This window comes from Paenibacillus sp. GYB006, from assembly GCF_036577645.1.
GTDB lineage: Bacteria > Bacillota > Bacilli > Paenibacillales > Paenibacillaceae > Paenibacillus.
The window spans coordinates 96,822-119,396 of sequence record NZ_JARBDA010000004.1; the positions used below are offsets into that span (position 1 = coordinate 96,822).

Below are 22,575 nucleotides of genomic sequence, written 5' to 3' on the forward strand. Positions count from 1 at the left end.
ATGGTGAGGATGATTTATGAAAAATCGTTTTCGATTTTCTTTGCGATTTAAATTTATTACCGGATTCTCGCTGATTATGGTGCCACTTGTCTTGTTCCTATACTTCAACAACGTCTATGCTATGGGTGTCGTGCGGGATCAGGTCTCTCTGACGAATCGCAATTATGTTGTTAAGAATGTGGAAGAAAATGAACGGATTCTGAAGGAAACGAATCGATATTTATACAGTCTGGGAGAACAGGACCCCGATATCATTTCGCTATTTTTCTTATCGTATGGAAGCGGCGATTACACGATTGCCAAGCAGCGGATTGTCAATAAGTTCAGAACGGATCTCGGATTTTATGATCTGCTAGATGGTTTATTTCTATATGATATCGTCCATCAGGACACCGTCCTGGCTACGCAAAATGGATATGATGAAAAAATTACAGCGATTGAAGAACTGATGCCGGAGGCTTCTCGTAGAAGCGCTAATGTTCCTACGTATAAGTGGGAGATTGTTCAAATCAAAGACAGTTATCATCTCGTGAAAACGGTGCGAATTAATGAGCAGTTTATTGCCGGAGCATGGGTGCCGATAGACAGTCTCAATCAGCGGGTCCACAGCACAGAATGGGGAGAAGGCGGCGGCTCGGTGATTTTATCAAATCGGGGAACTCCATTATCCAGTACGGAAATACCAGGGGAAATCGTACGACTGGCTTCACAAAATAAATCAGCCCTCACTTCGTTATATCAGGTCGTGGAACAAGGTGAAGAACATGATCGTTATCTAATGATCGGCGTACCTGCTCATGAGGCAGTCATTAACTATGTGGTCATGTTGCCAGAGTCGAGCATTATGCGAAACTTGCCTGCATTCCAGCAAATTATCCGCCTGCTCCCCTTTGCCGCATCCATTTTACTTCTTCTCACGCTCTTCTTTCTAAGGCAAGTTCTTTTCAAACCAATGAATACACTGATTCGAGGGATGAAAAAGGTCAGCCGAGGGGAACTGGATGTGAAACTCGGTCCATCGTCTTCTCCTGAATTCACCTTTGTAACGGAAACCTTCAATCAGATGACCGCAGAGGTACAGGACTTAAAAATTGGTATGTATGAAGAGCAACTCCGTGTTCAAGAGGCGGAACTGAAACAGCTGCAGATGCAAATCAATCCTCATTTTTATTTAAATTCACTTCATATTATTCACAGTTTAGCAGCCTTGCATAAAAATGATCTAGTTCAGAAAATGGCAGAACACCTAGCTGGTTATTTTCGCTTCAGTATGCAGGCCGACCGCAGCTTAATTCCGATCAAAGACGAACTAAAACATGTAGAGAACTATCTTGAAATTCAAAAACTGCGATTTCCGCATCGACTACAGTACGAGTGGGAACTAGACCCAAGGTGTGAAGAGATCCTTCTTCCTCCTTTAACCCTTCAGCCCTTTGTTGAGAATAGCGTGCTCTATGGTTTCAAGAAGGGAAGAGATATACTCTGCATTACGATAAGGGTCGTCTATTTACCAGAAGAGGAACAGCTTCTGATACGGATTCAGGATAATGGTCCGGGTTTCCCAGAAGATGTGCTTGCTAGGCTGCAGGAGGGGGAATATACGCCCGAGGAAAAAACGGAGAAAAGTATTGGCATCTGGAATGTACAGCATCGTCTACGGAAAATGAAAGAGGCGAATGCAGAGCTTTATTTTGATAATGAGATCGGCGGCGGAGCGGATGTACAGATAAAAATGAACTATCATCGTCAATTACCAGGGGAGGAGATAACGAATGTACAGCTTGCTCATCGTGGATGATGAATATTATGCAGTTGAGGCTATGCTGCATGCTGTGGATTGGAAAGGAATCGGTATTGATCATCTCTATACAGCGATGTCAGCGGATGAAGCTCGAAGCGTACTCATCAACAATCAGGTTGATATTATGATCTGTGATATTGAAATGCCGGAAGAAGACGGATTATCTCTTCAGATCTGGGTTCAGCAGCATGCTGCTCAGGTGGAGACCATTTTTCTGACGGGTCACGCCGAGTTTTCGTATGCACAAAAAGCGATTCAGCTGCACAGCTTCGATTATCTCTTGAAGCCTATTGCTTCAGCCAGCTTAATGGAAACCGTCAAACGAGCATTAGAAAAACGAATGCAGAACCTCGAGTTCACTAAATTAACGGAAACTTATGAGGCTTATGCAAAAGAAGATCAATCCTGGAAACCAAAGCGAATGACCCGATTCTGGAAAGATCTCTGTTCTTCTCGTTATCCCATGAATGAAGCGAAAATTAAGGAATTAAAGTTAATCTATCATGTGGATATCGACCCAGGGACCTTCATTCTGCCAATATTGTTTCGCGTGGAAGAATGGCTGCGAAAGTTCCCTGATCAAGACCTTGATATTATGGAGTTTGGACTGTGTAATGCCGCGGAAGAATTCGTTCTAAATGGGTGTATGGGTGATGCGATAGCGGATCAGCGTGGTTATGTTCTTGTCTTGTTATATGCTTCTGATTCGCCTCCGCAAGTTCCAGATACACTGGAACTCACTTGTAAGGATTATATGGCTAGGTGCACTGCATATTTGTCATGCCGTTTGTCCTGCTACATTGGGGAATGGACGTTGCTAACGAATATGCCGGAGTCTTACCGAAAGTTGAAGCAGGTCCACAGGCATAACGTGGCAGGCAGTGACGGAGTTCATTACATGCTGCCGAGTTTGGAGAAACAAGCATCTACATCTGAGCTTATCCCTCTGCCGTGGGCATCTGACATATCACTACTTATGGAGACAGGAAAGATAAAGGAAGTACTATATAAAGCAGACGAACTCATCGATTGGATCGAGAGTCAAAAGTATGTATCAGCAGAGCTTTTGCAATCGTACTATCATGCAATGCTCCATTCCATTTACCCTTTACTTCATAAGAAAGGCATTTCGCTTCATCGTATTTATCCTGCAGAAGAACCACTGGAAGCAGATGTAACGAGATCCTTAGCCGCACTTCGGGAGTGGGCGCATGATCTCATCTCTCGCGCGGGCCTGCTGCTTCATCCGGACGGAGAGGGCACGCACTCAGTAGTAAAACAGGTATGTCTATATATTGATGCGAGGCTGGAATATGATCTGGGGAGAGAAGAAATCGCGGAATTCGCCCGGTTTCACCCAGCTTATCTATCGAGACTGTTTAAGAAGGAAACAGGGATCTCCCTTAGTGACTATATTCTTCAAGCAAGGATAAAAAAAGCACAGGAACTGCTGGTAAACACAAGTTCCACAGTTACTGAAATAGCAAGCAAGGCTGGGTATGTAAACTATACTCATTTTACAAAGATGTTTAAGAAATATACGGGTCTTACTCCCCAGCAATATCGTAAACAGAATGGGAATAAGACAGATCAAGAGCGGACGCTGTGAGCGTTTCGCTTTTTTTATTCTAGAAGTCATCAAATGACACAATAAGAGGTTACGATACCGAGTATTTGGTTGGCGGCTTGAATCTTATAATGAAGTTAACCACTGAAGTGAGAGGGTGAACAGTGAACTTATACAAAGAGGGAAAGGTGTAGAGCAATGCCAAAGCCGATAAAGAAAAAGAAAACCATGCTGTACAATCTGGGCAAATACAAAGTACTGTATCTGATGTTTTTGCCAGGGGTTGTGTTTCTGCTGATTAATAACTATTTGCCGATGTTTGGAGTCATTATCGCATTTAAAAATGTGAACTACACGGATGGGATTCTCGGAAGTCCTTGGGCTGGACTGGAAAATTTTAAGTATCTGTTCGGCACATCGGATGCGTGGGAAATTACACGGAACACACTGGCATACAATGTGGTGTTTATTCTGCTGAATCTGGTGCTTGGCGCAGGTCTTGCTATTTTGCTGAGTGAAGTAAAAGGAAGATTCACTTCCAAGTTTTATCAGTCGGTCATGCTGCTTCCATACTTTCTATCCATGATCGTGATTAGTTATCTGGTACTCGCTTTTCTAGGAAAAGACTCGGGATTCATGAACACAAGCCTTCTGCCGTTCTTTGGCAAGGAACCTATAGACTGGTATTCTGAGCCGGAATACTGGCCGTATATTTTACCCTTTGTGAACACTTGGAAAAACATTGGTTACTATGTGGTCATCTATCTGGCAGCCGTCATCGGAATCAGTGAAGAGTATTATGAGGCAGCCGTACTTGATGGTGCAAGTAAGTGGAATCAGGTTCGCTTTATTACGGTTCCGTTCCTATATCCTCTAATGATCGTCATGACGTTACTGCAGATCGGCCGTATTTTTTATGCGGATTTTGGTTTGTTCTATCAGGTTCCACTCGAATCCGGCGCTCTGTTCCCAGTAACGAATGTACTTGATACCTATGTCTATCGTACGTTCCTCATCGGTGGTGACATTGGTATGTCTTCAGCAGCGGGGCTGTACCAAGCGGTTGTCGGTTTTGCACTTGTGCTGCTGTCCAATTCCATTGTTCGTCGTATCAATAAGGATAACGCACTATTTTAGAAGGAGGAGAGTTCTTTGCATATGGGTCCCACCGATAATCCGCTTCATGTCTCCAAACGATCAGGAGTTGTCATTCATGCTTTTTTCATCTTCTATGCAGCTCTGTGTATCTTGCCACTCATACTTGTGCTCTCTATCTCGTTATCCGATGAAACGACGGTCATTGCGAATGGATACCGGTTTATTCCAGAGACATTTAGTGTAAGCGCTTATGAATTTTTGTTCAAAGATATGGATCAGATTATTCGATCGTATGGAGTATCTATTTTTGTTACTGTCGTAGGTACAATCATTAGCGTCGCCCTAACGGCTTGTTATGCTTACCCGCTTTCAAGAAGTGATCTGCCGTATCGCGGATTCTTCGCATTCTTTATTTTCTTCACGATGTTGTTTAATGGCGGTTTGGTACCTTGGTACCTGGTCTATGTGAACTTGCTGGATCTTAAAAATACCATATGGGTATTGATTATGCCGATGCTCATGTCACCGTTTTTTGTGCTCGTCATGCGTACATTCTTTTCAAGTTCGATTCCGATGTCGATTCTGGAGTCGGCCCGTGTGGACGGCGCAGGGGAATTTCGTACCTTTGTAAGGATTGTTCTTCCGCTGTCTCTGCCTGTACTCGCTACGGTTGCCTTATTCAGCACACTGAATTATTGGAACGATTGGTATCTCAGCATGATCTTTATTTCGGACAATAAAACGATCAGTCTTCAGTATCTCATGTACCGAACACTGCTTGATATCCAGTACCTTACTTCGAACTCCAATGTGGCTTCACAGATTTCTTCACAGGGAGGTATGCTGGACCTGCCGAATAAGACTTTGCAGATGGCTATGGCTGTTGTTGGGATCGGACCGATTGTCCTCGCATATCCTTTCTTCCAGCGTTATTTCATCAAAGGGCTGACCGTGGGTGCGGTAAAAGGCTAGATCATGAAACAGAAGTCCGTACGTACGGAAAATGATAAAAAGAAAGTCTGGTCAGAATGAGTAATAAGAAAGTTGTGAAAAAAAGAAATCATTATTAAATGCGTAAATTATATAAGGGAGGTCATGTCATGACCGGGTTTCAAGTCGGACGATTAGTCAAACGGAAAAGATCCATTATTTTGGCAACATTCACTGCATTTGCACTGGTTCTCAGCGCATGTTCGGGGAGTGGAAGTACTGCACCAACGGATGAGCCAAAGACGGGTGGAAATACAGAAGTGAAAACGGAGAAGTCCTATGAAGTATCTTTGTTCTACCCAGGGACACCGCAGAAAGATGTAGAGAAGGTACAGGCCGAGATTAATAAATATATAGAACCTAAAATCGGAGCCACACTGAAAATTAACGCGATTGACTGGGGACAATGGGACAACAAGCTGAATCTCATGATCTCGTCTGGTGAGAAATCAGATATTATTTTTACGGCAGCATGGCAGAATTACACCGTGAACGTTGCTAAAGGCGCCTTCTTACCATTAAACGATCTGCTGGATAAAGCCGGTCCGGACATCATTAAGAACCTTGACCCTGCATTTTTGGAAGGATCGAAGGTAGACGGAAAGAATTACGGTGTTCCTACCAATAAGGAACTAGCAGCAACCCGCGGTGTACTCGTTAGAAAAGATTTGCTCGAAAAGTATAACCTCGATATCACGAATGTGAAGACTTGGGCAGATCTTGAACCGCTGCTCAAAACGATTAAGGAAAACGAACCTAGCGTAACTCCGTTTTATATGTCCAATTCTACAGGCAACGGACTATTAGATAACCTGGATTGGGACTATCTTGGCGATGCATCCGTTCCTGGCGTCATTCGTAAAATCGGTTCTGACACGACGGTGATGAACGAAGTGGAGACCCCTGAATTTAAAGAAGCAGCTGCACTTGCTCGCAAGTGGTATGAAGCTGGATATATTAATAGTGACTCTGCAACTTCTACCGTATTCCCGAAAGATCAGGCGAAAGCCGGCAAAGTCTTCATGTGGACAGACGGGATGAAACCCGGAAAAGACAAGGAAGAAGAGAGTTATGTTGGCTTCCCGCTGACTCAGATCGAACTTACACAGCCTACGATTACCACAGGAGATGCATCGGGAGCGATGCTTGCCCTGTCTCGTACTTCGGAGAATCCAGAAAAAGCAATGGCAGTCATTAACCTTCTTCATTCTGATCCGTATGTGAATAATCTGCTCAACTTTGGTATTGAGGGCGAACACTATGTAAAAAAAGAAGGCAACGAAAATATCATCAGCCTGCCGGAAGGCACAGATCCAAATAACCGGACCTATAACCCAGGAGCTCAGTGGCAGCTTGGCAATCAGTTCCTGAACTATCTATGGGACAATGAAGATCCTGAAAAATGGGCAAAATTCAAAGATTTTAATGCAAGAGGTGTTAAATCCCCAGCACTTGGATTTACGTTTAACAGCCAGTCTGTTAAAAATGAAATTGCCGCGGTGAATAACGTCAACAAGCAGTTTAAACCAGCACTTACTTCCGGAGCAGTAAACCCGGATGAAATGATCCCAAAATATGCAGAGAAATTGAAAGCTGCCGGTATTGATAAAATTATTGCTGAGAAGCAAAAACAGCTGGATGCTTTTTTGGCAGGCAACTAGTTTTAAACTGTGATTTCCTTAGAAGAACTGTACCCGAGAATGTGGGTACAGTTCTTTTTTTATCAAACTTACCAGGGGATGTAAAATCATAGTCTGGCCGAATTATTTTCACAAATATCGTGTTATCGCTTCCATATTTACAGCATGGGTTGTAAACTATTACATGTTTACCAATGACTCGCATTAGGGAGTGGCATAAACAGATGGAATTATCTATGGAATTATCAGGCATATGGAAGCTGATGCATTATGATGTAGGAGAAAAGAAACCGATGGAACTTGCTGCGCCAGGTTTTGATGATAGGTTCTGGGTAGGCGCAAGTGTTCCGGGAGATGTGCATACAGCGTTAATCGAGCGGGGAATCATTGATCCCCCGTATTATGGTCATAACGATATCAAGAGTCGCTGGGTTGAACAAAAAGAATGGTGGTACCGAACGACTTTTACGCTAAGTGAAATTAGCGGTGAAGGCGAGCGAACGGAGATTCATTTTGAAGGATTGGATACGTTTGCGAGCGTGTATGTGAATGGACATGAAATAGGAAAAACCGAAAATATGCTGAGATCCTACCGTTTTGATATTACAAGGGTCATACGTAAAGGCTGGAACTCCATCGCTATTCGGTTTGATCCGCTGTCTATTCATTATCAAGACAAAGAATTATTTGATTGGTCTTCGTACACGAAGGAGCGACCATGGATTCGCAAAGCGGCAATGAACTATGGCTGGGATTGGGGTCCACGTATGGTCACTGCCGGTATATGGGGAAAGGTCCATGTTAACCAGTACCGTAAGGCGCGGATTGAGAATGTGCATGCAAGTACGATTCAAGCGGATCAAGATCTCGCGATTGTTCATCTTACGGCAAATGTAAAGAAATATCATAAAGAAGCAAATTGCTCCGTAATCATTGCACTAAAGGATCAAGATGGTAAGGTAGTGGATCAAGCTACAACCCCGGTGGACAGCGGCAATGCTCATCTGGAACTTCGAATTTCGTCCCCGCAATTGTGGTGGACTCATGATCTGGGAACACCTTATTTATATCAACTTGAGGTTCGACTTTTTGCCGAAGAAGAGATTCTTGATTCCTATGAAGAAACCATCGGGATTCGCACTGTGGAGCTTGCGCTGCAAGATGCCGAAGGCCGTGATGCTTTTGCTTTTATATTGAATGGGGTAAAAGTGTATGCCAAAGGCGCCAACTGGATTCCAGCTGACCACCTGATTGGCTCCATACCGGATCAGAAATATAAAGATCTGATTGATCTTGCTGCCTCCGGGCAGATGAATATGCTGCGAGTGTGGGCCGGCGGCATATACGAGAAAGATGTATTTTATGAGGAATGTGATCGCAGGGGAATTCTTGTGTGGCAGGATTTTGCTTTTGCTAACGCACTCTTTCCCGATTTCAACCATGATTTTATGGAAAATGTCCGCGGTGAAGTGGTCGATAATGTGATCCGTTTGAGAAATCATGCTTCCTTAGCGCTGTGGTGCGGCAATAATGAAATCGATTGGCTCTACGATATGAAGACCGCAAGCGGTGATATCACAAGTCCATTTTACGGAGAGAGGATCTATCACGAACTAATCCCGGAAGTGCTTGAAGAATTGGATCCACTCCGTCCCTATTGGCCGTCCTCTCCGTATGGAGCTAAAGGGGGTTATGATGCAAACGATCCAGGCAGCGGAGATCGCACAACTGGCAAGTGTGGCATGGATCTGTGTATCCGCGAATATCAGGGGAAGTTCCTGTACTGGATTACAGTATTCAGGGCGTGAGTTTTAAAAATTATAAACAAGATGATGCGCTGTTCAGCAGCGAATTCGGAATGCATGCCTCGGCGAATCGGTACACGTTAGAGAAGAATATCCCGGAAGGCCAGTTTTACTGGGGAAGTCCAGAAATGGCGTACCGAAACAAAGACACGAATCATCAAAAAGGGATTCTGCTGATGGAAGGGTATACGGGGATTCCTAAGGATATCGAGGAATATATGGATTTTTCCATGCTGACCCAAGCGGAAGGATTAAAATATGGAATCGAACATTTTCGGCGTAATCAAGTACGAAACAGGGGTGCGCTGGTATGGCAGCTAAATGATAGCTGGCCTGGGACAAGCTGGTCGATGATCGACTATGAGCTATTGCCGAAAGCTTCCTTTTATTATGGGAAACGTTTTTTTGCTCCGATACTGTTGTCACTCGATTACGAACCAGGGGAAGCGCTAAAGCTCTGGCTGATTAATGATACGCTGGAGATGTGCCAGGGAACTCTAGAGCTGAAAGTATTAACTTTTTCCGGGGAAGAAGTCTATTCGTCTTCGATCGATGCAGTGGCGGAGGCTCAGTCTGCCAATTGTTATATCACGATAGAAGAGGCCGAAGTACTCCGGGGTAGACGGGCAGAAGAGGTTATAATTGAGCTGTCTTCGTCTACCATTGAGGTTCCAGTGAATCGTTATTATCTACGTGATCCAAAAGAGTTAGTTCTGTCAGATACAAACTTGCTAGTACAGGTGGATGAAGCTAACTCCGAGGTGGTAGTAACCGCAGTTGGCACGTTGGCTCGTTTTGTAAAACTTGAATTGCCGCTAGGAAATGTGATTTACAGTGATAATTATTTTGACCTGCTGCCTGGGGAACAAAAAGTAGTCGAGATCGATCATCGGCATGGTGCCGAAATACCTTGGTCTGCATTACGAGTCAGTGCGCTAAATGCTGGGGTCTCGACCTTAAAAGATGGTTTAAAAATATAAGGGGTGTGCCGTGTGTCACATACGTTAGCTATAAGTGATTATGATTCTTTGGATTCTGTGAGAGCCGACTGTAATCAATGTTTTGGATTATGCTGCACGGCTTTGCCTTTTGCGAAATCTGCCGATTTTGCTTTTGATAAAGACGGTGGTACGCCTTGCACGAACTTACGCGCGGACTATCGATGCGGGATTCATCAGGATCTTAGAGAAAAGGGATTAAAAGGTTGTACCGTGTATGATTGTTTTGGTGCAGGTCAGAAAGTCTCACAAGTCATATATAACGGCAAGGACTGGAGGAGTCATCCGGCAACAGCCGAGGAAATGTTTGCTGTATTCCCCATCGTGCAGCAAATACAAGAAATGTTATGGTATTTACACGAAGCTCTTGCTCTTGAAGTGACCACTCCTTTTCATAATGAACTTCGGGTTCAAATTGAAGAATGTGAAAGACTGACTCGGGAAAGTCCGGAGAACATACTTCGAATAAATGTACCCGAGCTAAGAGCAAACGTGAATAAGCTGCTTATACTAACGAGTGAACGTGTCCGTTCCCAGATACAGAAGAAAAAGAGTCCGAAAAAGACGCGGAGAAGTGATTTTATCGGCGCGAATCTAAAAGGTGCTAACCTTTCAGGATCTGACCTCAGAGGCGCACTACTCATTGCCGCTGATCTAAGAGGAGCTGATATGAGAGTTACCGATCTGATCGGCGCAGATCTGAGAGATGCCGACGTAAGTGGTGCAGATCTGACAGGCTGTATCTTTCTTACACAGGTCCAAGTGAATGCTGCTAAAGGAGATTCATCTACTAAGCTTCCATCTTATCTAAAGATTCCGGCGCATTGGGTGGAGTAAGATGGAAAAGTTTTTTTTGAAAAAAGGATACCGAATGAAGAACCCTGGAGGTATAGCTTTGGGGTTCTTTGTGTTTTTGTTATGTAAGGCATAAATAGATCGTTTTTGTAGTGTGATAGAGGGGATGGAAGAAAGTTTATAACAAATATCCCAAATTAAGTTATAATTTAATGGTACATGTATGTTCGTGAGTAGTCGATATGTGTGAAGTTCATAGATATTTGTTATTACAGTTTATTTACGAAGTTCGTAGATAAAGAAGTTAGATGCAAGAATGCCTTAAATCCTTGGAATAGATTTCATTCTCAACATCCTGTTGCTTGACGAGAAAATATGTAATAACTACATGATGGCTTTCCAATATTTGCGACTTGTAAGTGAATGAGGTGCTAAAGTGAAAGAAGATAATATTAAGAATAAAGAGAAGGAACAGAGATTAGAAAATATATCAAAATTTATGGAACAGTATCAAGAGCAACAAGAATATCTTAATAAACGTTATCCTACTGATGTCCCTAATGAAGTTTGCAATCATGTATTTATTCAAGGAATTAAGTTTGAGAATAGTTTTATGCCACAAGTCTATGATTTTGTTCAGATAATGAAATGTAATGATGAAGAATTATTCATATGGACTCATTCAAAGGATACAGATACTGCGTTAGTCTCGTTGGTCTCGAGTAATGTGAAGAACATTAACTTCTGGAAGAATGTTGGGGTTATTATTCAACTTGCGTATTCTTACTCAAGAGATTTTGAGCACACAATGGAATTAGAATATAGATGGTGCTATTATTTTGATCCTAATAAATCAATATTTGATCAGGAATTATATCGTAACTCTGATAAATATGGATTACTAAATGGTACTATTTTGAAGCTTACTGAACTTTGTCTTCTCTCCCCAATTATGGAGCTGTTATTACGAGATGATAAGGCATTTACTGCAATGAGTATTTTTTATTCTTCAATGCAAATTCACTATTGTTGTTTAATATGTGAGTTGGATAGATATCCGTACAAGAAGCATACAAGTCATGAACCAGATATATGGGAGCAAGCTAATGTAATTTCTGTATATGAAACCGCAATCGTACAGGCGTGTAGATGTGTTGAAGCCCTGATTGGAAAACCGCCAGGAAGGGAAAATAGAGGACGGTTATTAGAACATAAACAAAAGTGGGTTGATCAGTTTGGTATAAATGCAGATGATACTTTTCGAAAGTCTGGTACTACATATATTGATTTCTACTATTATTTATTTGAGCTTAGAAACTCTGCAGCACATAGTTATGGAACAATACCTTTTGGCCTTGAAAGGAAGCAAGCTGTTGATGCACAGTGTTTTGCTTCAATATTACTTGATGGATACGTAATGAAGAATGCAATTAAAGAGGAAGATGCAATTAATAAACTATGTATCAATCAAAATATTATTGAGAAAGTAAATGAGGCAATGAGTACCTCTAAAACGTCTGAATTATTAAAATCTGAATAATAAAATATACAAAGTAAAAAGATTATGAGGGTCGACGTCCTGTCTTTATTCGAGGAAGAAAGGCATTCCATCATCAAACATCATATCCACGGATCGGGCCTGTCGGCCTTCGGTCCGCAAGTAGCGATCGACATGGAAGCGGGTTCAGCGGACACATCCGCACCGACTAAGCGCATCGCGCCCGGCTACATTCGCAGCCTTAAGTCGGTGGGACGTCGTGGATACGCGAACGTTATCAGAAATCATATGCAAGTGACGATGGAAGGTGGTTCTATGAAGCAATATATTAGACTCGTATTGTTATTAGTATTCCTTGTTTCAATAGTTGGATGTAACGATAACGATAATGATAAGAATTTGCAATCACTATTAATTGATAATGAGAGATTGATTTCTGAAAATCAAGAACTAGTAACTGAAATTAAAGCTCTAAAAGAACAATTAAATGAACAAACTCTAATTACAACTCAATTGACTGAAGAAAATCAAGAATTGCAAAGATATAAACGTGAATTATCGATTCAAGAAAACCAAATTAAATATGACGTGAGAATACCTCTTGATGTGTTCGAAGTAATTCAAATCTATTTTTCTTCAATGAATAGCAAAGATCTTATAAAACTTAAGAAAATCACTGCAACTCATCTTTATGAGAGTAGGGCTGAGTTTATTCAATCTGATAGATTCAAGGAATTGTCAATTGAAGAAATGAACTACCAAACAGAGTACGACTATGTATCTAAGGATAAAATAACTGAAACCATAATAGTAAGAGTTAAATATCAAGAATATGACAATAATTTTGCTTTGCAAAATACTAACAAAACCGGTTGGAAAATAGTTGATATAGATTAATGTAAGTTGATTCAGAGAGGGCATATAACATCTGATAACAATGTGTTCACGCATCGGCGGGCAAGCCGCCTCGCTCCCGGAAGAAAAGTCGATGAAGCTGTTGCCGGGACACATCCGCACCACCTAACCGCATCGCGGCCTGTCCTACGGACCTTAAGGTGGTGGGACGTCGTGAACATGGAAACGTTGGATGAAATACCGGCAATTATAAGGTAAGATGTTAAGGATAATCACGCCATGGTATATAATGAAGACAAAGAGGAGGTTATTGTGATGAGCATTGAAGAAAAACTAATTCAAGATTTTTTAGCATTGCCTGAAGATAAGAAGATTGAGGTGATTGATTTTGTTGAATTTCTAAAGAACCGAAGTAATCAGCAAATGGAGTCACTTATGGATGATATTATTAATGAAAACAATGAAGCGCTTAGGGAATTAGCCAAATGAAGAATATTAGTCTAGAACAGCTTATTCAATTCCATGCAAAGATTGTTATGGCAACAGGTGGTTCGGACGGAGTTAGGGATCGTGGTATAATTGAAAGTGCTTTAAGAAAAGCAGAAGCAACTTATGATGGTCAGGAGCTCTATGAAGGCACTATAAGGAAAATATCTGTGATTGGATATGCATTAATAAAGAACCATGGATTTATTGACGGGAATAAACGTATAGGAGTAGCGACAATATTGCTTTTATTACGTTTAAATGGAGTTACTTTAAAATACGAGCAAAAAGAATTAATTAAATTAGGATTAGAGACTGCAGAAGGTAAAATTAAAGAAGAAAATATTGAACAATGGATAGAAGAACATCGAGTATAGAAAGTACTTGATGTTTTTTTACATAATCGTGAATTCTGTAAGTACACCAAAGAAGGCCAGTACATCATCTAACATAGTATCTACGCTGCGGGCCGTTCGGCCCTTGGTTCGCGGAAGTGGTAGGCAGAGAAGCCGAATCAGCTCACAACCCTGCGAGGCTAAGTCCGTCGGACCCGCCGCGATGCGCCTTAAGCCTCTCGGGTTCGTAGATACAGCAACGTTATAGGAAATCAGCATAAAGCATTATAACAGAAAATCTCAACAAAGAAATCTTAATAAAGGGACGGATTATTTTGGACTTGAGCCAAAGAAAGCAATGGAATGAAAATCATAAGAAACTAACCAATATTATTCTAAAACCAAGTGAACATCAAAATTCAAAAGAACTTTTCTTGAGTCAACATAGTCTGTTACATTCATCAAAAATGAGCAATTCACCAGTTGCTACTCTTGAAGATGATTTATTAAAGGATTTACTGGAGGAATCATACCGTAAGTATCCTATTACAGCACCTGATACACGGAACTCTATTGTATGGCATGTGTGGCATGTTACACGTATTGAAGATATGACAATGAATATTCTCGTAGCTGAAGGTGATCAAGTATTATACACCGATAATTGGGCTAAGAAACTTAAAGTAGATTATCCGCATTCGGGAAACGAAATGACAGAAATTGAAATTGCTGATCTAAGTGAGAATATTGATATTAATGCATTATTGGAATATAGAATCGAAGTAGGACAAAAAACTCGAGAAATTGTATCTAATTTATTGCCAGGTGAATTTAGAAACAAAGTAGATACGAGAAGAATTAATATTCTTAAAGAGCAAAATGCAGTAAAGAAAGAAGCCTCTTGGTTGCTTGAATATTGGGGGAATAAGACTACAGCTGGATTAATACTAATGCCTGCGACAAGGCATATATTTCTACATTTGAATAAATCGATCAGAATCAAACAAAGAATTCAAAAAAATAAGGGTTATCAGAATTTCGAAGAAGACGCTGGCATCCTATAACAAAGTATTCACGCATCGGGCCATTCGGCCCTCGGTCCGACAGAAGTAGAAGTCAATTCGTGGGAGTAAACACAGATACAGGGGAGCAGAATCAGCCGGACACATCCAACTCCCTAACCGCGTGGCGGCCGCCCCTATGGGGCTTAAGTTGGTGAGGCGTCGGGAACACAACAACGTTATAGGGAATCAGCGTAAAAGTTCAAAAACACCATTTTATTCTTAGTTGTTTTTCTAATCGAGGAAAGGGCAGTTACGTTAAATGAAATAAATTTACATAACAATACAACTCAATTGTGAAATCGCATGACGTGGAGGCATATAAACGATGATTGGAAAATTTATAGCAACAGGGTCGAGTTGTGAAGTGTATGAATGGGATGGCGACGATAAAGTCGTTAAATTGTTTCATGTAAACACACCGTTGAAATCCGTACAGCTTGAATATAACAAAAGCTCCGTGGCTTGGAAGAGCGGACTGCCAGTTCCCCGACCGTTCGAACAAGTAATTTGGGAAGGCCGTCACGGAATTGTTTTTGAAAAGATAGTTGGGGAAACGCTCGTCAATCGTATATTTGAAAGGTTATATACTTTCCAAAAGGTGGACAACGAATTACGATTATTCGCTAGATTGCTCAATGATATTCATAAGACAATCACCCATGACATTGAAACCGATCAAAAGAAGAATTTAAAAACTATTATTGGCCATCCTGCATTGTTTACCAAAGAAGAAATAAGGGCCATCCATGAATATCTTGACCGTTTACCTGCTAAACGACAGCTTTGTCAAGGGGATACGAATCTGAGCAATCTGATTTTGAGAGACGGAGACAACAAACCAGTTATGATCGATTGGATGCATGCCTCGCTTGGAAACCCAGCAGCGGATGTTGCGGAAGTTTGCGTGATAATCGAATATGCTGTCTTGCCACTGGAAACTCCTGCTGCTGTCGATATGTTCTTCCGGACTTCACGGCAAGAAGCTTATCACATTTTTATGGACGAGTATTGTAAGTTGTCAGGAGTAACAGAGGAAGAAATAAGATCATGGTATGTTCCGGCCGCCGCACGATCCATCGCGTCAGGTGCCTTACCGAACGAACAAGTTGCCAGATTAGCTACAATGATCCGTAATATGTTGGCCAATTCCTTGCGTGAAATATAAGTTGACGAAGAATGATAGTTGAATAATGTTAGTACTTCGAAGAATACGCTGGCATCCTTTAACTATGCATTAACGCATTCGGGGCTGTCGCCCCTCGGTCCACAGGAAGTAATCGGCAGGAAGCATATTAAGTGGACACATCCGCAACGGCTAAGTGCATCGCGCCCCACTGCATTCGCAGCCTTAAGTCGGTGGGACGTTGTGGATACGAATACGTTATACGCAAGTTCGTTAAACCTTTATGAGATAACTAAATTTTCAAAATCGATTTTCAACCCATATTTATAAAAAAAGTCGACACCCAATATTGCATCGAAACCATAAGGTTCTTTTGTAAGTCCTAGTTGGATAGTAAATTGGATGCTATCAGTAGAGAGGTCTGAGACAATCTGTTGGTAACACAACTCACTTGAGCCACCTACACCATACATCCGAACCGACTTTCCGTTGATAAAGTCTATATCCAGGCAATAGGTTCAACAAGATTATCAGTATCAAAGATAGTTGTGGAGCATCCAGTATCCAGTAAGACATTATTGAGAAGCGTTGATTTATTCTTGTAAGATAGAGGAAGAGAAACATTAGGCAGACCATTTACAAGATGTATTTTCATCGAAGACCTCTAATTCCTGTAAAGGGTTGCTCAATAACTTCAATGAATTCATTTCCAGTGTGGAATATATAGAGTTCCCTAACAGGCTCTGACAAATGAAGTTCTTTATAAGAGGCCCATGCATGTTTAGGGTCGTCATATTCAGAAAAAACTGACATTTCTTCAATAGTTCTTTTGTTATTATTAGAATGAATGGTAAGTGCTTCAACTAATACCAAACGATTAGGATGTATCTTACGGATATGACTCCATTTCATACATAAACACCTCCGAAAACCTCCGAAAAGACTTATAAATTCCCTATGTAAGAACAAGCAATGATAGTGAGTTCGAAGAATAACGAACCAGCGTATAACACCGTTTTCCTGCTGAGTCGCATTCGCTCCTTGGTCTGCCCGAAGGTATCCAAAAGGAGATCATCAGGCAGACAACCCTGCGAGGCTAAGTGGCGGAGCCACCCAGTCGCTACGCTCCTTTAAACCTCTCGGGTTCAGGAACACAAGAACGTTAGATGGAACATTAGAGGATATATGAAACAAAATTTAGCTATATCATCGGAGGTAATATGAAAAAGAGGTTATTTATCTTTTTAGTTATTATGATCTTCGTCGTAGGTGGTCTTACTTTTTATATTTACATCAATAATGCAACGGTAAAAACGGTAAACACATTAATAGAGAATGTAGACAAGGGAAATATAAAAGGAATAGGGTTGAGTAACGAACAGTTGAATTCAATAAAAAAGATGATTACTTTTTCTAATGAAAATAATCTTAGTGAACCTAAAATAAATATAAATAAAATTTCTAATGACGGAAATAAAGAAGAATTGTTAGTGCAATTTGAGATATTTCAATATAGAAACGATAACCAAATCGAGAATATATATGTAGGCTCATTACTTTTTACATTAGTTAAAAAGTCAATCTTAAAATGGGAGGTATTAGATGTCAAAACTATGAATGTGATGGAAATGCAATTGTGAAAGTTTCTCAGGCATGCTTCGTCTAACACTACATACCTACTGCGTGCAATTCGCCCTTGATTGCCTAGAAGGATTTTCAAGAAGATTACTTAGGCGATACATTCAATCAGCTAAGTCTGAAGACCCGTTCCCTACGGTCACTTAAGCTGCTTGAACGTCAGGAATGCACAAACGTTATGTGAAATTCCTGCTATGAAAATTAGACCCAAAGTAGAAGGTGAGATTTTGAATTACTACAATGCCATTAATTTCTTAAAAGAACATCAACCTCTACCTGATGATGAACTGTTGGATGAAGAGACTGTTAGTAAATATGAAGAAGTACGACGTTACTTTTTAAACAACCCATCCCCAGATTGTATTCCACTTTTTCTCAATTCATTCGGTATGGGCAGTGGTTTTGGAGTATACCAACTTATTGAAGATGTTCTATTGAAATGTAGTGAGGAACAAGTGTTGCGACATTTAATAGATGCTTTAGAGAGCCGTAATATAGGAGTTATATATTGGTCGGTACAAGTAGCTTCTTATTATCCAAATGATGATCTGGTTCTCCCTCTCTCAGTCCTTTTAAATAATCAAAACGCCGATATAAGGTACCATGCTGTTGTGGCACTCAGCGAAATAAACAGTGCAATAGCTCAAAAAATGTTAAGGGATCGCCAACATATTGAAACGGATCAAGAGATAATTGAATTAATTAACAATATAAATGAAAGTGATTAGTATATTAACTCAGGGTGGCATAAACTTCACATAACATAGAATTTAAGCAATAGACAATTCGGCCCTTGGATCGCCTAACGAAGAATAAACGAGAAGAGGATTCAAGCGATAAACCCTGCGAGGCTAAGTCTACGACCTGGCGCGAGCGCCTTAAGCCTCTCTGGTTCATGAATGCGAAAACGTGATAGGAAATACCTGCAATCATATTAAATTGGGAGTGATTCAATGAAGATAGCATTCATTCTATTCGATGGAATTACATTTTTAGATTTAATAGGATTCTATGATGTCATTACTAGACTTAAACATTTTGAAGCTACTAAGGATTCCTGTTGGGATATGTGTGGGCTTAAAGAAGAGATAACGGATGAACTTGGAGTGACGGTAAAAGTAAATCGAGTGAACCCAGATTTATCGGAATATGATATGTTGTTTGTTCCTGGTGGATTAGGAACTAGAGCACTAAGATATGATGAAGAATTTATTAATTGGTTAAAGAAAGCACAGAATGTCGAATACAAAATTTCAGTATGTACTGGCTCTTTACTACTTGGAGCTGCGGGGTTCTTACACAACAGAAAGGCCACAACACATCCATTTTCTTATGAATTATTGGAACCGTATTGTAAAGAAGTGATTAAAACAAGAATAGTTCGTGATGGCAATGTAATAACCGGCGGTGGTGTTTCTACGTCTATAGATCTGGGGTTATATGTCATTGAACATTTTTTAGGGAGCGAACAAATAGAGAATATTAAGAAACAAATGGATTATCCGTATGTTCATGTAGGCATTATTGAAGTTTAGTATATCGAAGAATGCAGATGCTTCCTATAACATACTATTCACGTATCGGGCATTCGCCCTCAATCCGAAACGGAGTTTTAAGAGGAAACAATTAGGCATCTGAATAGCAGTGAAGCAGAATTAGTCGGACACATCCCGCCACCAACCGAGTCGCGACCGGTTCCTACGGAGCCTTAAGGTGGTGGGACGTCGTGAGCACGGAACGTTAGACGTAATTCCTATAGGATCATTTAAGTACTATAACCAAACAAACATGAAAGAAATAAACCTAAAGATGAAGATAAGTAAACAAACAGGCGAACATTATAGCTGGGGAATTAATTGTGATGGTTGGCACCTTGTGAGAAAAGGAGATTTAAGTATTATTCATGAAAGAATGCCTCCAAGTGCAAGAGAAATTAGACATTATCATAATAGATCAAGACTATTCTTTTTTATCCTATCAGGTAAAGCAACTAATGAGATCAATGGACTAGTATTTGAATTATTATGTTAGGAAGGAATCGAAGTTCCACCCATGACAGCACATCAAGTATTAAATAATTCTGAAGATACAATAGAATTCTTAGTAATTTCTCAGCCAACAACTACAGGTGATAGAATAATATCAGAAGAATGATCTTGTTTTATGCAATTTCGAAGATGCCAGAAACTACGTCTAACAGAATATTCACGCTTCAGGGCTATCGCCCCTCGGTTATCAGATGTATAATCATGGAAGAATCTCAGACAACAAACGCCCTGCCTAAGATAAGAGCTATCTAAGGCTAGGGCGTTTGTTGAATATAAGAACGTTAGATGAAATCATATGACAAAATCAATCAAAGAAAACGAGGAGAAAATAATTATGTTTACATACAAAATTGATGATCTTTCTTATTTATCACTTTTAGAGATTCAAGATGCAGACAAGTTATATAAATTGATTAATAGAAATAGGGAGCATATTGGGGAATGGTTGAAATTTCCGAGTATGACTTTAAAAGTAGAAGATTCTCAAGCGTTCATTGAAAGAACACGAATCAGTTACGCCAAAGAGGAAGGGTACTGGTTAGGTATATGGAATGAAGATCAATTAGTTGGATCTATCGGATACCTATACATAGATAAAGAGAATAAGAAGACGGAAATTGGATATTGGTTAGGTAAAGAATACGAGGGAAAAGGACTCATTACGAAGTCAGTTATAGAACTTATCAATCATGCTTTCGACAAATATAAATTAAATAAAATTGAAATAGGAGCAGCAACAGAAAATAGAAGAAGTCGTGCAATTCCTGAGAAATTAGGATTTAAACAAGAAGGTGAATTGAGAGATTATGAATATATTCAAGGTAGGAATCTAAACCGAATAATCTACGGATTAAAAGCAAGTGAATGGAGAAGTAAATAAGATTAAATAAGGCATATGACATCATCTAATAAAATATTAGCGCTGCGGGCATACGCCCTTGGACCGGCATTTGCCAGACACCCACCATTCACTGGGTCTTGAATACAGGAACGTTATCTGAAACCATCCAGCTAACATTCAAAACTAACTAAAGGAGTGACCTAAATGATAAAGTCGCCCGGAGGTTCACTTTTTCCATATTATTATAAGGGTGGAGAAATCCATTGTCTTAAATATGGAAGTAAGTATAAAAAATATGAAGAACTTTTTGAATTAATGAGATTGGAAGAAGAATTTATTTTTAAAGCGAATAAAAAACTGAGAATATGGATTGATCTGTATGAAACATCTACAACAGATATAGTTCTTCAAGAGCTTGTGAACAATCTAAATAATTTAAATGGCTATGTAACGAAAATCTCATTTGTTGGACTTTCAAGTATAGGTAAATGGAAGTTAAAGCGCAAAATAAAGAATTTAAAGCTAGCATACCCTGTATCATATTTCTCAGATCCAGAGGAAGCAAAGACTTGGTTGATAAGTGATTGATAGTGAATGTAGCTAAAGAAGGCAATGACATCTGTTAACAGATCATTCACACAGCGGGTCATACGACCCTTAGTCCGCAGAGATGTTTCGTGGAAACATGTTCAGCGGATAACCGCCTGCGGAGGTTCGTGAATGCAAGAACGTTAGGTGAAATTCCTAAGAGAGTGAGTTTAATCAAACTAGGAGGACTAATATGGTATTTATGATTGTCGTTGTAGTAATAGGATTTGCTGGTGTTATTGGAAATCAAAATTCAGCATTAAGAAGAATGGAATCGATTCAAAGATCTTTGGATGAAATAAATCAGAAAATACGAGATGAAAATTAAGTGAATGTGGAAGTTGAAGTAGACCGGACAAATTCGACTGCGTCGGACGTCGTGAATACAGAACGTTAGCCAAAATTAACGGAAAGGTAAAAATAATTATGAGTCATAGACTACTAAATTATATATTACTTACCATAATTCTTGTTCTGATAATTGCATTAATAATTACAAATAAAGATAAAAGTACTACAGAAGAATCAAGGAATGAATTTTTCTTGGTCAACTTTGATAGAAAAGATTTTAAACGACTAGAAGTTCTGGCTAATAGATTCAAAGAGGGAAAGGGAGATAATTTGATGTTAATTCCTCCAGTAATTGATGGAGGTTATTGGATACATGATGTGATGTCAAACGGAAGAGAAATATACTGGACGGTGGATAATACAAGGGATGGAATGAGCTCTAATACGGGAAAGAAGGAATATATTTGTAAAGGAATAGATATTAGAGAATTGGAAGATCATTATACTTTTGAACTGAGTAAATGCAATAACTATAAGGAAGATGAAAAATTGGTAATCGTTTCTTTCTTAAAGGAGAGATTACAAGAATAATAATTGTGGTTCGAGGAAGACGTTAACACCAGCTAACAGTGTATTCACGCATTGGCGGGACAAGCTGTCCTCGGTCCCGGGAGTTACGTCGTGAAGAGATTTCCAATTAGTAGAATTCATACTGGCTAAGCCCGTCGAACCCGGAGCATTCGCGCCTTAAGCCTCTCGGGTTCGTAGATACAAAAACGTTATGTGCAGTTGAGACAAGAGCTAATAAAGTTCAAGACAGGAGGAATTTAATGTTCGATTCGTTTAAGAAAGCCTATGCTATATCCATTTTATTTATAGTATTTGGAAGTCTATTGTTCTTATATCATTCATTGAATTCTTTATCCTTTTCGGTAAAAGGAATAATCATAATGGTAATAGGCTTAGGGCTTTTATTTGTAATAAAGGCATCAAAATTTGAATTAAATAAGTTAAGACTTGAGGACATAGAAATGAGAAAAAGAATAGAGGAAATTGCAAAATATAAGAGTCACGAATGATATGCAAAATTATTGTATAGGTTAATAAAATCAGG

The 22,575-nt window shown here is 40.0% G+C and carries 21 protein-coding genes and 2 pseudogenes; 22 read left to right on the top strand and 1 reads right to left on the bottom strand.

Going from position 1 to position 22,575, the window contains the following annotated elements:
* Positions 1-16 precede the first annotated feature (16 nt).
* The 13 genes and pseudogenes from PV403_RS11530 to PV403_RS11595 all read left to right on the top strand — a co-directional run bounded on the left by PV403_RS11530 (position 17) and on the right by PV403_RS11595 (position 16,097).
* On the top strand, positions 17-1,798 hold the full coding sequence (locus tag PV403_RS11530) for a histidine kinase (protein ID WP_332084680.1): 1,782 nt from the start codon (positions 17-19) through the stop codon (positions 1,796-1,798).
* Positions 1,773-3,410 carry a response regulator transcription factor gene (locus PV403_RS11535; RefSeq protein WP_332084681.1) on the top strand — a complete coding sequence of 546 codons (1,638 nt, stop codon included), beginning with the start codon at positions 1,773-1,775 and terminating at the stop codon, positions 3,408-3,410. Before PV403_RS11530 ends, PV403_RS11535 begins: the two co-directional genes overlap by 26 nt.
* A 156-nt stretch (positions 3,411-3,566) precedes the next feature.
* Positions 3,567-4,505: an ABC transporter permease gene (locus PV403_RS11540; protein ID WP_332084682.1), complete on the top strand. Its 939-nt coding sequence runs from the start codon at positions 3,567-3,569 to the stop codon at positions 4,503-4,505.
* Between the two features lie 21 nt (positions 4,506-4,526).
* The gene (locus PV403_RS11545; protein ID WP_213533891.1) at positions 4,527-5,438 is read left to right on the top strand and encodes a carbohydrate ABC transporter permease; all 912 of its coding nucleotides are present in this window, start codon (positions 4,527-4,529) and stop codon (positions 5,436-5,438) included.
* Between the two features lie 128 nt (positions 5,439-5,566).
* Complete coding sequence (locus PV403_RS11550; RefSeq protein WP_332084683.1) at positions 5,567-7,117, top strand: ABC transporter substrate-binding protein; 1,551 nt, start codon at positions 5,567-5,569, stop codon at positions 7,115-7,117.
* A gap of 215 nt (positions 7,118-7,332) precedes the next feature.
* Positions 7,333-9,881, top strand: a pseudogene (locus PV403_RS25300) (beta-mannosidase).
* A 12-nt stretch (positions 9,882-9,893) separates the two neighbouring features.
* Entirely contained in the window at positions 9,894-10,736 is an 843-nt protein-coding gene (locus tag PV403_RS11565; RefSeq protein WP_332084686.1) for a pentapeptide repeat-containing protein, read from the top strand.
* 394 nt (positions 10,737-11,130) lie between these two features.
* On the top strand, positions 11,131-12,234 hold the full coding sequence (locus PV403_RS11570) for a hypothetical protein (RefSeq protein WP_213533627.1): 1,104 nt from the start codon (positions 11,131-11,133) through the stop codon (positions 12,232-12,234).
* Between the two features lie 273 nt (positions 12,235-12,507).
* Positions 12,508-13,089: a hypothetical protein gene (locus PV403_RS11575; RefSeq protein ID WP_332084687.1), complete on the top strand. Its 582-nt coding sequence runs from the start codon at positions 12,508-12,510 to the stop codon at positions 13,087-13,089.
* A gap of 273 nt (positions 13,090-13,362) precedes the next feature.
* Positions 13,363-13,536, top strand: a complete 174-nt coding sequence (locus PV403_RS11580; RefSeq protein ID WP_213533631.1) for a DUF2281 domain-containing protein — start codon at positions 13,363-13,365, stop codon at positions 13,534-13,536.
* Positions 13,533-13,910, top strand: coding sequence for a type II toxin-antitoxin system death-on-curing family toxin (locus PV403_RS11585; RefSeq protein ID WP_213533633.1), 378 nt, complete (start codon positions 13,533-13,535; stop codon positions 13,908-13,910). The genes PV403_RS11580 and PV403_RS11585 overlap by 4 nt, the downstream gene beginning before the upstream one ends.
* 293 nt (positions 13,911-14,203) lie before the next feature.
* A complete protein-coding gene (locus PV403_RS11590) occupies positions 14,204-14,932 on the top strand; it encodes a DinB family protein (RefSeq protein WP_213533635.1) in 729 nt (242 codons plus the stop codon).
* A gap of 325 nt (positions 14,933-15,257) precedes the next feature.
* Positions 15,258-16,097 carry a phosphotransferase family protein gene (locus tag PV403_RS11595; RefSeq protein WP_213533637.1) on the top strand — a complete coding sequence of 280 codons (840 nt, stop codon included), beginning with the start codon at positions 15,258-15,260 and terminating at the stop codon, positions 16,095-16,097.
* A gap of 609 nt (positions 16,098-16,706) precedes the next feature.
* Here the strand turns inward: PV403_RS11595 and PV403_RS11600 are convergent.
* Positions 16,707-16,967 carry a hypothetical protein gene (locus PV403_RS11600; protein WP_213533639.1) on the bottom strand — a complete coding sequence of 87 codons (261 nt, stop codon included), beginning with the start codon at positions 16,965-16,967 and terminating at the stop codon, positions 16,707-16,709.
* Between the two features lie 308 nt (positions 16,968-17,275).
* On the opposite strand from PV403_RS11600, the gene PV403_RS11605 reads away from it, so the two are divergent.
* From PV403_RS11605 to PV403_RS11645, 9 genes and pseudogenes are all read left to right on the top strand, one after another.
* Positions 17,276-17,695 (top strand): hypothetical protein, encoded by a 420-nt coding sequence (locus tag PV403_RS11605; RefSeq protein ID WP_213533641.1) that lies wholly within the window; start codon positions 17,276-17,278, stop codon positions 17,693-17,695.
* A 225-nt stretch (positions 17,696-17,920) separates the two neighbouring features.
* Positions 17,921-18,421 carry a HEAT repeat domain-containing protein gene (locus PV403_RS11610; RefSeq protein WP_213533643.1) on the top strand — a complete coding sequence of 167 codons (501 nt, stop codon included), beginning with the start codon at positions 17,921-17,923 and terminating at the stop codon, positions 18,419-18,421.
* Positions 18,422-18,646: 225 nt separating this feature from the next.
* Positions 18,647-19,228 carry a DJ-1/PfpI family protein gene (locus tag PV403_RS11615; RefSeq protein ID WP_213533645.1) on the top strand — a complete coding sequence of 194 codons (582 nt, stop codon included), beginning with the start codon at positions 18,647-18,649 and terminating at the stop codon, positions 19,226-19,228.
* Between the two features lie 274 nt (positions 19,229-19,502).
* Positions 19,503-19,847, top strand: a pseudogene (locus PV403_RS11620) (cupin domain-containing protein).
* 228 nt (positions 19,848-20,075) lie between these two features.
* Positions 20,076-20,621 (top strand): GNAT family N-acetyltransferase, encoded by a 546-nt coding sequence (locus tag PV403_RS11625; RefSeq protein WP_213533895.1) that lies wholly within the window; start codon positions 20,076-20,078, stop codon positions 20,619-20,621.
* A gap of 165 nt (positions 20,622-20,786) precedes the next feature.
* Positions 20,787-21,170 carry a hypothetical protein gene (locus PV403_RS11630; protein WP_213533647.1) on the top strand — a complete coding sequence of 128 codons (384 nt, stop codon included), beginning with the start codon at positions 20,787-20,789 and terminating at the stop codon, positions 21,168-21,170.
* A gap of 193 nt (positions 21,171-21,363) precedes the next feature.
* Positions 21,364-21,498: a hypothetical protein gene (locus tag PV403_RS11635; RefSeq protein WP_283771291.1), complete on the top strand. Its 135-nt coding sequence runs from the start codon at positions 21,364-21,366 to the stop codon at positions 21,496-21,498.
* A 98-nt stretch (positions 21,499-21,596) separates the two neighbouring features.
* Positions 21,597-22,052, top strand: coding sequence for a hypothetical protein (locus tag PV403_RS11640; protein ID WP_332084688.1), 456 nt, complete (start codon positions 21,597-21,599; stop codon positions 22,050-22,052).
* Positions 22,053-22,291: 239 nt separating this feature from the next.
* Positions 22,292-22,540 carry a hypothetical protein gene (locus PV403_RS11645; RefSeq protein ID WP_332084689.1) on the top strand — a complete coding sequence of 83 codons (249 nt, stop codon included), beginning with the start codon at positions 22,292-22,294 and terminating at the stop codon, positions 22,538-22,540.
* Positions 22,541-22,575: the final 35 nt, after the last annotated feature.

Coding starts and splice junctions, on each gene's coding strand:
- PV403_RS11530 (WP_332084680.1), top strand. CDS start 17: ATGAAAAATCGTTTTCGATTTTCTTTGCGATTTAAATTTATTACCGGA.
- PV403_RS11535 (WP_332084681.1), top strand. CDS start 1,773: ATGTACAGCTTGCTCATCGTGGATGATGAATATTATGCAGTTGAGGCT.
- PV403_RS11540 (WP_332084682.1), top strand. CDS start 3,567: ATGCCAAAGCCGATAAAGAAAAAGAAAACCATGCTGTACAATCTGGGC.
- PV403_RS11545 (WP_213533891.1), top strand. CDS start 4,527: ATGGGTCCCACCGATAATCCGCTTCATGTCTCCAAACGATCAGGAGTT.
- PV403_RS11550 (WP_332084683.1), top strand. CDS start 5,567: ATGACCGGGTTTCAAGTCGGACGATTAGTCAAACGGAAAAGATCCATT.
- PV403_RS11575 (WP_332084687.1), top strand. CDS start 12,508: ATGAAGCAATATATTAGACTCGTATTGTTATTAGTATTCCTTGTTTCA.
- PV403_RS11580 (WP_213533631.1), top strand. CDS start 13,363: ATGAGCATTGAAGAAAAACTAATTCAAGATTTTTTAGCATTGCCTGAA.
- PV403_RS11585 (WP_213533633.1), top strand. CDS start 13,533: ATGAAGAATATTAGTCTAGAACAGCTTATTCAATTCCATGCAAAGATT.
- PV403_RS11595 (WP_213533637.1), top strand. CDS start 15,258: ATGATTGGAAAATTTATAGCAACAGGGTCGAGTTGTGAAGTGTATGAA.
- PV403_RS11600 (WP_213533639.1), bottom strand. CDS start 16,967: ATGAAATGGAGTCATATCCGTAAGATACATCCTAATCGTTTGGTATTA.
- PV403_RS11605 (WP_213533641.1), top strand. CDS start 17,276: ATGAAAAAGAGGTTATTTATCTTTTTAGTTATTATGATCTTCGTCGTA.
- PV403_RS11615 (WP_213533645.1), top strand. CDS start 18,647: ATGAAGATAGCATTCATTCTATTCGATGGAATTACATTTTTAGATTTA.
- PV403_RS11625 (WP_213533895.1), top strand. CDS start 20,076: ATGTTTACATACAAAATTGATGATCTTTCTTATTTATCACTTTTAGAG.
- PV403_RS11630 (WP_213533647.1), top strand. CDS start 20,787: ATGATAAAGTCGCCCGGAGGTTCACTTTTTCCATATTATTATAAGGGT.
- PV403_RS11635 (WP_283771291.1), top strand. CDS start 21,364: ATGGTATTTATGATTGTCGTTGTAGTAATAGGATTTGCTGGTGTTATT.
- PV403_RS11640 (WP_332084688.1), top strand. CDS start 21,597: ATGAGTCATAGACTACTAAATTATATATTACTTACCATAATTCTTGTT.
- PV403_RS11645 (WP_332084689.1), top strand. CDS start 22,292: ATGTTCGATTCGTTTAAGAAAGCCTATGCTATATCCATTTTATTTATA.